Here is a 10,812-nt window from a genome sequence, read left to right on the forward strand (position 1 = left end):
GTTGTACCAATCAGCACTTCTGACAAATATCGCACCCTAGAAAAGTATGTTAAATCTCCGTTATTTATCAGGATAGATAAAGGGAAAATTCACGGAACAGCGCTCTTACAACATGTCCGCGCTGTCGATCCCACAAAACGATCAGATGGCGAAGTTGTGGCCGCTTTATCCCAACAAGAAATTAGTTCGATTAGTACAAAGGTCCAACAATTTTTCTAAAAAACAGATGTTATTTATTAATAAAAACAACAAAATAACCCCCAAGATCTATATTATAGATTTTGGGGGTTATTTTAACAATGTTTTCGAGGGTCTATTTGTTAGTTATAGACCCTATATATTCATAGCCCCTTTCTGTTTGGTGTTAAAGTATTAGTCATCGATGTCATGCACTATCTTGTTTAGCTCCGTTTTGATGGAACTGGGAATATTTTCTAAATTGAAATGATTATATATTTCTTTATCCTTAAGCATCCTTTTTTGTGCCTTATTTAATTTACACTCATTGTTACCCACTACCCATTCATCCTTTGTACGTATAAAGGGGTTTTGCGCACTTTCCTTTAACGCGTTTTGAACATCTTCATAAGGTAAATAAAATTCAATTGTAGATTTATTTAATTTTACAATCTACCATATAACGTCTCCATCTTTTCAAAACGACTTAATTCTACGGGCTATAAATAACTTAATTTGCCAGTGTATAACGTTTCAGATTAAGCTACCACTATGTTATAATAACCATATCGAAAGGAGATCAATCTAATGAAATATACGAAAACCAAAGCAGTATTAAATCAACTCGTTGCCGATTTGAGCCAGATGTCAATGATTATCCATCAGACGCATTGGTACATGCGTGGACCGAACTTTTTGAAGTTGCACCCCTTGATGGATGAGTTCATGGAAGAAATTGACAGCCAACTCGATGTCATTTCTGAACGGCTGATTGCGCTTGATGGCAGTCCTTACTCGACCTTAAAAGAAATGGCCGAAAACACTAAGATTCAAGACTGGCCTGGTGAATGGGACAAAACAACCCCAGAACGCCTCGCACACTTAGTTGATGGCTATCGTTACTTGGAAGACCTTTACCAACACGGCATTGAAGTATCCGATGTTGAAAAAGACTTCAGTACCCAAGATATTTTCATTGGTCTCAAAACCGCAATTGAGAAGAAAATCTGGATGATTCAGGCAGAGCTTGGGTCGGCGCCGGAAATTGATGAATAAAATAATATTAAAAAATCGGTAGGCTTATGGTAGATTGTAAAATTAATCCGAACGCCCATTTGGATATTGGACAGCCCTAGTTCACAAAAGGTTTCGATTTTAATTCGTTCGGAATAGGTTATACTAGACAAAAGATCAGCTCCTAAAAGATGGGTTTGTGGTAAACACCATTTTAAAGGAAGCTGATCTTTTTTGTCCGAACAGCGTTCGGATTAATTTTACAATCTACCCACCAGAATAATCTGTGGGACAGTCCCAGCCTTCACCCTTTAGCTTGGCAGCTAAAGCTTGTTCAAATTTATCTTCCGCTATTTAACTAGTCTTCTTTTCTTTTTTAGTTGTAACTATTTACCAAAACGCCACCACTTTTTAGGTTTAGGTTGTGACTCCGGGGTGCTATTTTCAGGTTCCGGTTGTTTGTCTGACGTCACTTCTTTTTCACCATCATCATGCGGTGCCATCGTTAAGGCTTTCAAGTCCTTAATTTCTGCCTTGTATTCTTCGAGCAGTTGTTTGTCCTGTAAGGCCAATCTTTGTTGCTGGTCTAGTAATTTATGTAACTCTTTCTTTTCAGATTGAATTTCTGATACTAAATTGCGAAGGAATTTCACTTCATCTTGATCATAAACAGCATCTTTTTCGTTGTCGTCAATATCATCTTTATGTTGATGTTCTTTGGTTGATGAACCATTTTTAAACATTGATTTAATAGTCTTTTGGCCGTCAACATTAACGTAAACGGTATTACCTTTTGTTGATGTAAATTGACGTAAATCGATTGACGTATCTCTTTTTATCTTTTGCCATATGGCCTGCTTTGAAACGCCCAATTCATCAGCAAGTTCTCGGATTGTTTTTAAATTTTCACTCATGATCTATATCCTGCCTTTTAACGATTGGTAGATACTGTTCAATCGATTTTTTAAGATACTTAGCAATATTCTTTTTCGAATAGTCATCTTGTTTATCTCTGATATAGGCTAAGTGTTCTTTCACGCCCTTTAAACCACGTAACTCTTTTAATTCGTCATAGAGTGGATAAATATTTTTCTGTAACCCTGACAAAATAGTAGTATCCGTTAAATCAATATATGACAATAAAAACTGTTCCATGAGTAACTTTGTATAGGGACTTTTTATTGCCTTAACAGTCAACATATCTTCTGTTTCTTCTTGACGAATCTTGCCCTCGATATAAACGGGATCATCCTGTTTATAACTACTATCAGCCGCAACTTGTTTTTAGTAATGTGAAAGACAATGCTATCAATGCGGCGGCCTTTTTAACTTTTCGTACGTCACATTAAAAGTTGTATGATTTGTAATTTCTTCAATACCATTTTTTAAAATTCTTTTTTCAAAATTTCTAAAATCCAGATACTCATCTATCGTATCTGTCATTTCTCGTAAATCTCGGATACTGATTTCAGGATTACGATAACTATCAATTTGGTCTTGTCTCCGACCACCTTTAAAGCTGTAATGCTCGTACTGGTTGTAATTCATCGATAACCAACGGTATAGAATAATGGCATACTTGCTATTTAATTCTGCGATGTCTGACAAAGCATGTTGCGTAAAATTGTTTTTAAGATTGATTAAGTAAGGCATGATTTCACGATGAAATTCAATTTTTACTTCGTCGTTATAATCCGTCCACTTTACATACGGTATCGGAACAATGCTTTCAAATTGAAATCCCTGACTGGTTTTTCTCTAATTTGAAAAAAGCTTGTTTTTGCATTCTTTCAATCGCTTGTTTAAATCGGCTATGTTTATCGTTATCATTCACCTTAAAGAAAGCAAACAGCTCTCGTTTTGATAAATAAACCGTTTGATCTTGAGGTGGGTTTTCTGTATCAATTAAAGAAACAGCTAATTCAAACATTTTCAATGGGGTTTTATCCATTTTGGCAATGGATGTGATTAAGCTATTGTGTTCGACCACTTTTCTTTTTGATAATTCATTCAAGGTCTGCACCTGCCTTGTCTTTGATTCTGATATAATGGACATATAGATACACTCCTTTGGGCGTGTTGTTGGATAAGCATAAAGAAAAACTTTTTGTCGGGAATTTCTTTATGCTTTTTATTATAGCATTTTACGTGTACATGAAAAAATAAAATGTACACGTATGCACAGTATTTTGTACACGTATGCACAGTATTTTGTACACGTATGCACAGTATTTTGTACACGTATTTAGCTTTGAAGCATTGCTAATGCTCACTTTATAACCACGCAAAAGAACAAAAGATTAAAATATAAAAGATAAACTTATAATAGGCTCCGCCTTTTTATTGATTCAATAAAATAAAAACAAAAAGAACACCGTTGTACATAAATTTTGTACGTGGTGTTCTTTTTGTGTTGAATCATTTCAAATGCCGGCTACCTAGTTATCTAACATAGATTGCCACTTATTAAGCCAATAGCGACGTTTTAAGTTACTTAATGATTATTTCTACGTCACATGGCTAAAAACGCTTATACGGGCAAATAAGTAGGTTTAACGTTAGAGACTAGGTCCTTTAAAAAGATCACGCGTTAATTCAATGATTCGATTAATTAATGCTTTAACTTGTTCAATACCCCAATCTAATCTAGTTGGCGCTATTTTGGTATCCGGATCTGCTCTAGCTGTCGTCAGTGTTTTTAACCATGACTGGGCTACTTTTTTATTTTTTGTGAGTTCTTCATGATCAAGCTTATAAAGAACATACCGGGCCTCCACATCAGTATGCGATAGCTTTTCGACACCATAATCATTTTTAAGCATGTCTCGCATGGCATAATCCAGCTGTTGCTGGTCTCGCTGCCGCTTCTGAAGCGCTTGATGCGTTTCTTTCAGGTTTTGATAGTCTGCTTGGACGTCTGCTAATTGCGCTTTGACTTGGCCTAACGTTTGCTTGAGTTCTTCTGTCTCATGCTTGCTTTGTAAGGTGGCTTTCTTCATCGTGGCTAACACATTTTTAAAGCGATCTAAGTCATCTGGTTTAAGCACCGTCTTACCAAAAAAGTTTTTAGATAAGTCTTGTTTAAAATCATCAATTTGTTTTTCGGCTAAGTCCACTTCCGTTAAAGCTTGATCCGTGAGTTTGAGTAAGGCCTTTTTAGCCCTAATATTTTCTTCAACGTCAGCTAGTCCGGTTTTTAGGTCGTTAAACTGATCATTGTATTTTTTGATTTCAGCGACATTCTCAAACGGTAAGGTTTTGTTATTTAAAATACCTTGTTCATAAAAGGGCAGCACCTTTTTTAAATGCTGATCTAAATTCTCATGAAAGGTTTGCAGATCATGACGCGTGAGCACTTCTTTAGCGGATACTTTATAACGTGATTTTTTATCATCAAAAACCACTGGGACAAAGGCATAGTGCAAATGAGGGGTGGTCTCGTCATAATGCACCACGGCGGCCATGGCATTTTCTGGACCATAACGTTTATTTAGAAAATTGGTGGTTGCTTCAAAAAAGGCGCTCTGCTGCTCATAGGGGGCTTCTGTGAGTTCTTCAGGTAAAGTAACGATCCACGTCGCTAACGCCTTCACATCGTCTCTTTTCATGCAATAAACGTCATTTAAACGCGCAGTGAAGCGTGACAGCATATCTGAACCATCCGCTATGAGCTCTTGATTCAGATAGGTTTTCGACACATCAATTTCTTTGTTAGTGTGATGGTCGGTTTTACGTTCAAAATGGACCGCTAAACCAGGGACTGCGCCACACGTATTTTTCTTTAAATGCGCCATCCAAAATGCCTCCTCGAAAAAGGTTTTCCAAGACCAGTATAACACCGTTAAAAATCTGGTATAGCCTGTTATACCAAAATAATATTTTGGACAGGCTCTGCGAGGCGCGTCATCGACAAGCGATGACAGTAGCGTTTCCCCTTCCTACTGGGGAAACTGCTATTTTACAGCGCCTATTATCCGGCTCGTAAAACCTCCGGCGGGTCACGCCGTGACGGGGCAATTTATCATTGCAGGATCACTTTCAGCGGGAGCATGTCATGCAGAACGCTACCCGCGCGGGGCAAGCTGATGTCAGCTTAACCACATTAAAATAATCGGTAAACGTAAGTGTATAATAACAAAAAAATTGTAGTGGACTATCGCAATTAATAGGTGTTATACAATAAAAGCAAACAAAAAGGCACCCTTAAGGTGCCCACATTATTTTAACGATCATTAGGATCATCAAAATAACGTTTGATTGCGAACGTCACAACAGCAACACAGATTGCGTTGAACAATTGTGTTAGTTCTTGGAAGAAATATATCATGGAGTTTCACCTCCTTGCCGTCGCGTATAGTAGGAAACAACAGCTTTTTAAGTATATCATGTTTTGAAATGATACTAATACAATGCTATAATATAGACAGGAAGAAATACATGGAGATTAACCTCTCTAGTAAAAAGGGCTAGTGCGTAGGAACACCAGCTCTTTTTGTTTGTCTATTTTTGAAGCAAGTTTCCTTTCAGGGCAAGACAGTGTATAATTATAAACAATAACTGCCATGAAACAGCTCTGCTGTTTCAAAGGCTTGGGCCAGTACGCTGGGCAAGCCTGGTGGCCCACTTTAAAATACAGTGACGCTGATAGTATGATGGCTAGACTGTTATTTTTGACAATTAAAGACGCTTCAAAAAATTTCTTTAACCCCCAAATCACTAATAGGGGGGTTAAATTTACAAAAAAGCCAACAGGCAAACAACCCTCATGCTTACGGGGCGTAGGGTTACAGCGAAATAATATTCGTGTATAAATTAATGTAATAATGAAAATTTGATAATAAAAATCGGCCGTTAAATGGCTTTTTTATTAGATAAATCATTTTTAGGTTGCTATCAAGCTATTTACGATTAAGGAGGATTATATGACATACAATGCGATTAAAGGACGCTTTACGCGCGTAGCCCCTGATAAAACGATTTTGTATGGCGACAAGCCTTATACCTTTGCCTTAACACCAGAACAAAGTGAACAGATTGACCAGGCTGTTTATGCGGTTGTCCTGGCCAAAAATTACAAAACGACCTCGTTCTCAATTGATGAGAAGTTAACGTTGTCTGACGAAGAAGTCGCCCAACACAAATTAGTGGTACGTTTACGCCTCCGCAAAAAGCACAAACAGCCGTCTCATAAACCGCTCACGGACTAAAATTTCACAAATAACAAAAGGCTAGTTGTGGGGATTATGAGAGCTAGACCAATTATTTTTAGCTCAATTCACAAGAACAGATCACAGAAAAAGCGCCGAACCCTATTAAATTAAGGTTTGGCGCTTTTAACTTGGCATAAGCTGCATTATGGTAATTCGTTAAATTAGTAATACCCATATGGACTATATTGGTGTCCAGGTTTAGGTTGCGTATTACTATGATTTTTGGCGGATTATGCTACGATTAAATACATGGATAATTAAGAAGTTATTAAGCAATAAAGGTGAGCACTGGAGGTTAGCATGCAGACATTAATACAGACGTTTATAGATCGACGCGGGGATTTGCTGACTGCGCTATGGCAACACTTGGGGATTTCATTAGCATCATTAGTCATCGCAATGGTAATTGCGATTCCGTTGGCTATTTGGGTCGTTCGACGACCACGGTGGGCCGAGGGATTATTACAGCTCACGAGTGTCTTACAGACGATTCCGTCTTTGGCACTGTTAGGGTTATTGATTCCGTTAGTTGGGATTGGAACGGTGCCAGCAGTAATTGCGCTGGTGATCTATGCTTTACTGCCAATTTTTCAAAATACTTATTTGGGTATCTCAGAAATTGACGCCTCAATTGAAGAGGCCGCCGATGCCTTTGGGATGTCACGAATGCGTAAGTTGTTTAAAGTTGAACTACCCATTGCCCTACCACAGATCATTGCTGGGATTCGGACCGCGCTCGTCTTAATTATTGGGACGGCTACTTTGGCCGCTTTGATTGGTGCTGGGGGTCTCGGGACCTTTATCATGCTCGGTATTGACCGTAATGATACCTCGTTATTATTGATTGGGGCTATCTCATCAGCATTGTTAGCAATTCTGCTGAGTGCGCTCGTTCGGTGGTTTCAAACGGCTAAACCACGCCACGCCTTAATTGTCTTTGTCGGTATTTTAGCTTTACTAGGTGGTGGCGGGGCTTATAGTGTTTATGCCAATCGAGTTGAAACAATTACGATTGCAGGTAAACTCGGTTCTGAACCAGAAATCTTGATTAATATGTATAAGCAGCTGATTGAAGCTGAAGATGAGCATGTTCATGTGACGCTCAAGCCTAACTTTGGCAAGACCACGTTCTTATTCAGCGCGTTAAAGAATAATCAGGTTGATATTTATCCTGAATTTACTGGCTCGGTGCTGGAGACCTTAGGTAAGGGAAATAACCCAGCTGGTCAAACAGCTAACCAGACCTATCAGCTCGCCAAACAGCGCCTCGCTAAACAGGAACAAATGACTTACTTGAAGCCGATGCAGTATAACAATACGTACGCATTGGCAGTGACTAAGAAATTTCAACAAGAACATCATTTGAAGACAATCAGCGACTTAACGCAAGTTGAATCGATTCTGAAACCCGGAATGACCCTAGAGTTTATTGATCGTAATGATGGCTTAAAAGGAATCAAGAAGACTTATGGGTTAGACGTGACTGCAAAGTCGATGGAGCCGGCGCTACGCTATGAAGCTATCAGTAAGGGGAAAATCAACTTGGTAGATGCCTATGCGACGGATAGTGAATTACGGCAGTATCACTTGGCCTTATTGAAGGATAACAAGCACTTCTTCCCAACGTATCAAGGGGCACCGTTGATGAAGACGAGCTTTGCCAACAAACATCCTAAGGTCGTTAAAGCGTTGAATAAGTTAGCAGGAAAGATTTCAGAAACTGATATGCAAGAAATGAACTATGAAGTCAATGTTAAGAAGCAGTCCGCTTCGACGGTTGCACATCGCTATCTTGTGAAGCACGGTTTATTGAAGGAGGGACGTTAAATGACAACGGCAATTGAATTTCAACACGTCCAGAAAGACTTTAATGGGCAGACCGTGATTCCCGACCTTAATTTAACGATTGACCAGGGTGAGCTATTTGTTTTGGTAGGGACTTCTGGGAGTGGCAAAACGACGTCACTTAAAATGATCAACTGCTTAGAGCCATTGACGGCTGGTAAAATCCTAGTTAATGGTACTGATACAACCACGATACCAGTCCGAAGTCTACGGTGGCAAATGGGGTATGTCTTACAGCAAATTGCCTTGTTCCCAACGATGACGGTGGCGCAAAATATCGCCGTGATTCCAGAAATGAAAGGGACAGCTAAGAAGGAAATTAATCAAACGATTGATGAGCTATTGGCGGAAGTTGGCCTCGATCCAAAGGAATACCGTGACCGGATGCCGTCAGAATTATCCGGTGGTGAGCAGCAACGCATCGGTATCTTACGGGCGATTGCGGCGCAACCAGATATTGTTTTGATGGATGAACCATTTAGTGCGTTAGACCCCATCTCGCGGCAACAATTGCAAGACTTGGTCTTACGGCTACACGCCCGCTATCACAACACAATCGTCTTCGTGACGCATGATATGAATGAGGCGTTGAAGTTGGGTGACCGGATCGGTGTCATGCAACACGGTCAGTTAATACAAGTCGATACGCCGGCTGCTCTGGCTCAGCATCCAGTGAACGACTTTGTGCGGAACTTCTTTGGCGCGAGCCGAGCTAAAAATGTCTATGATGTCTACGTTGGGCGTGTAGGGCTTATTCAGGGTTATCTCACAGAAAAACCCAGTGTTGCGAGTGGTCGGATTCAATCGTTAGACGTTCAAGCCACGTTACGCACCGCCTTTACGGCATTGACAGATCACGATTATGTGGCGGTCACAGAAGAAAATCGGGTTGTTGGCTATTTGGATAGCCAACGAATCGTGGCTTACTTGAGTCAACATGAAGAAGTATCTTAATCGTCAATTAAGGATGAATCAGTTACACTAGGTTGTGATAATTGATGGTCGCTAATGAATTTAAGGAGGAATTTCGAATGGCGGAACAGTACGATGTTGTTGTGATTGGTGGCGGACCAGCCGGCAATGCCATGGCTAGCGGATTAAAGGCTCAGGGCAAGATAGTGTTGATCGTTGAAGCGGATCTGTGGGGCGGCACTTGTCCTAACCGCGGTTGTGACCCTAAGAAAATCCTATTAAGCGCCGTCGAAGCGCGACAAGCAGCGCAACATTTACAAGGGCAGGGCCTGATTGGTGCGCCCAAAATTGATTGGCCAGCACTGATGGCGCATAAACGAGGCTATACGGATGGCATCAACGATGGGACGTTGAATGGACTAAAGGGGCAAGATATTGCGACGTTACATGGTCAAGCGCACTTTCAATCCGACAATCAGTTAGCGGTCGGGGATCGAGTAGTCAGTGCGACTGATTACGTGATTGCCACTGGTCAGCGTCCGGCGATTCTACCGATTACCGGGCACGAATACTTTAAGACGAGCACTGACTTCTTAGATTTGGACCAGATGCCTAAACGCGTGACATTCGTAGGTGGTGGCTACGTAGGCTTTGAATTGGCGACGATTGCGAATGCCGCTGGCGCTGATGTGCACGTGATTCATCATAATGACCGCCCGTTAAAAGCTTTTGATGCAGATTTGGTTAAGGATTTGATGGCCGCAATGACGGCTGATGGAATCACGTTTGACTTGAATATGGATGTCCAAGCAATTACTAAAACGGCGACCGGTCTACAATTGACAGCTGATAATTTCGAGCTGACAACGGATCTGGTCATCAGCTCAGCGGGACGGATTCCGAACGCGGACCAGTTAGGTCTAGCCAACGTGGGCGTTACCTTTGATCGGCATGGGATTCAAGTCAACGATCATTTGCAGACGGCCAACCCGCACATTTATGCCATTGGGGATGTCAGCGATACACCGGTACCGAAGTTAACGCCAGTTGCAGGTTTTGAAGCGCGTTATCTGGTCGGTGAGTTGACGCATCCCGGCGCAGCCATAAAGTATCCCGTTGTGCCAACGCAGGTTTTTGCAGCGCCCAAGTTAGCGCAAGTCGGGATCAGCGCGGCCGCGGCGACTGAGCATCCAGATGAGTATCGTGTCAATACACTTGATATGACGAAGTGGTTCACTTATTACCGCTTTGGCGCACAACAAGCCCAAGCTAAAGTAGTGGTTGCTAAAGCGAGTGGGCAGGTTGTGGGTGCTACCCTTCTAAGTGATGTTGCCGACGAGATGATTAACTACTTCACGTTGTTAATTGAAAAACACGTGACTTTACCAGATTTACAACGGTTGGTATTGGCTTACCCAACGCCGGCTAGTGACTTACAATATTTGTATTAATGTGTGGTTGAATTAAATCAACGTCCTCGCAAAGTGTTAAACTATGAAACCCCATATGAAGTATTTTTTGACAAACCGTTGCACTTAGTTTGACAATTCGCCGGATTAATTTAGATCCAGCCAAGGGGACTGAAACTAAGAAAAAGCGACCGTGTTTAGTTGTGAGCAACGATCACTATAATCGCTATTTTAATACGGCGCTA

Annotated in this window: 9 protein-coding genes and 2 pseudogenes; 7 read left to right on the top strand and 4 right to left on the bottom strand. The window is 40.8% G+C overall.

Annotated features, from left to right (window positions below):
* Both LEUFL_RS0108705 and LEUFL_RS0108715 read left to right on the top strand, forming a co-directional pair.
* Positions 1 to 219 (top strand): type II toxin-antitoxin system PemK/MazF family toxin (locus LEUFL_RS0108705; protein WP_010008872.1); only part of this gene is annotated, 219 nt, incomplete at its 5' end.
* 546 nt (positions 220 to 765) lie between these two features.
* On the top strand, positions 766 to 1,233 hold the full coding sequence (locus LEUFL_RS0108715; protein ID WP_003587210.1) for a Dps family protein: 468 nt from the start codon (positions 766 to 768) through the stop codon (positions 1,231 to 1,233).
* Between the two features lie 41 nt (positions 1,234 to 1,274).
* On the opposite strand, the pseudogene LEUFL_RS12810 reads toward LEUFL_RS0108715, so the two are convergent.
* The 4 genes and pseudogenes from LEUFL_RS12810 to mobV all read right to left on the bottom strand — a co-directional run.
* Positions 1,275 to 1,364: pseudogene (locus LEUFL_RS12810) on the bottom strand (IS30 family transposase); the annotation flags it as partial.
* A gap of 213 nt (positions 1,365 to 1,577) precedes the next feature.
* A complete protein-coding gene (locus LEUFL_RS0108720) occupies positions 1,578 to 2,105 on the bottom strand; it encodes a helix-turn-helix domain-containing protein (protein WP_010008882.1) in 528 nt (175 codons plus the stop codon).
* Positions 2,098 to 3,247, bottom strand: a pseudogene (locus tag LEUFL_RS12275) (RepB family plasmid replication initiator protein). Before LEUFL_RS12275 ends, LEUFL_RS0108720 begins: the two are co-directional and overlap by 8 nt.
* Positions 3,248 to 3,749: 502 nt before the next feature.
* The gene (gene mobV, locus LEUFL_RS0108740) at positions 3,750 to 4,985 is read right to left on the bottom strand and encodes a MobV family relaxase (protein ID WP_010008884.1); all 1,236 of its coding nucleotides are present in this window, start codon (positions 4,983 to 4,985) and stop codon (positions 3,750 to 3,752) included.
* Positions 4,986 to 6,113: 1,128 nt separating this feature from the next.
* On the opposite strand from mobV, the gene LEUFL_RS0108755 reads away from it, so the two are divergent.
* The 5 genes from LEUFL_RS0108755 to LEUFL_RS12730 form a co-directional block, all read left to right on the top strand.
* A complete protein-coding gene (locus tag LEUFL_RS0108755; protein ID WP_004910766.1) occupies positions 6,114 to 6,398 on the top strand; it encodes a hypothetical protein in 285 nt (94 codons plus the stop codon).
* A gap of 303 nt (positions 6,399 to 6,701) precedes the next feature.
* Positions 6,702 to 8,228 (top strand): ABC transporter permease/substrate-binding protein, encoded by a 1,527-nt coding sequence (locus tag LEUFL_RS0108760; RefSeq protein WP_004906279.1) that lies wholly within the window; start codon positions 6,702 to 6,704, stop codon positions 8,226 to 8,228.
* Positions 8,229 to 9,200: an ABC transporter ATP-binding protein gene (locus tag LEUFL_RS0108765; protein WP_010008889.1), complete on the top strand. Its 972-nt coding sequence runs from the start codon at positions 8,229 to 8,231 to the stop codon at positions 9,198 to 9,200.
* 77 nt (positions 9,201 to 9,277) lie between these two features.
* Positions 9,278 to 10,609 (top strand): dihydrolipoyl dehydrogenase family protein, encoded by a 1,332-nt coding sequence (locus LEUFL_RS0108770; protein ID WP_010008891.1) that lies wholly within the window; start codon positions 9,278 to 9,280, stop codon positions 10,607 to 10,609.
* A gap of 89 nt (positions 10,610 to 10,698) precedes the next feature.
* On the top strand, positions 10,699 to 10,812 hold a 114-nt coding region (locus LEUFL_RS12730), incomplete at its 3' end, for a type II toxin-antitoxin system PemK/MazF family toxin (protein WP_141557430.1).

This window comes from Leuconostoc fallax KCTC 3537, from assembly GCF_000165675.1.
Taxonomy (GTDB): domain Bacteria; phylum Bacillota; class Bacilli; order Lactobacillales; family Lactobacillaceae; genus Leuconostoc_B; species Leuconostoc_B fallax.

Excerpts from the sequence above, each read along its gene's own strand:
- LEUFL_RS0108765 (WP_010008889.1), top strand. The coding sequence starts at position 8,229 with ATGACAACGGCAATTGAATTTCAACACGTCCAGAAAGACTTTAATGGG.
- LEUFL_RS0108755 (WP_004910766.1), top strand. The coding sequence starts at position 6,114 with ATGACATACAATGCGATTAAAGGACGCTTTACGCGCGTAGCCCCTGAT.
- LEUFL_RS0108770 (WP_010008891.1), top strand. The coding sequence starts at position 9,278 with ATGGCGGAACAGTACGATGTTGTTGTGATTGGTGGCGGACCAGCCGGC.
- mobV (WP_010008884.1), bottom strand. The coding sequence starts at position 4,985 with ATGGCGCATTTAAAGAAAAATACGTGTGGCGCAGTCCCTGGTTTAGCG.
- LEUFL_RS0108760 (WP_004906279.1), top strand. The coding sequence starts at position 6,702 with ATGCAGACATTAATACAGACGTTTATAGATCGACGCGGGGATTTGCTG.
- LEUFL_RS0108720 (WP_010008882.1), bottom strand. The coding sequence starts at position 2,105 with ATGAGTGAAAATTTAAAAACAATCCGAGAACTTGCTGATGAATTGGGC.
- LEUFL_RS0108715 (WP_003587210.1), top strand. The coding sequence starts at position 766 with ATGAAATATACGAAAACCAAAGCAGTATTAAATCAACTCGTTGCCGAT.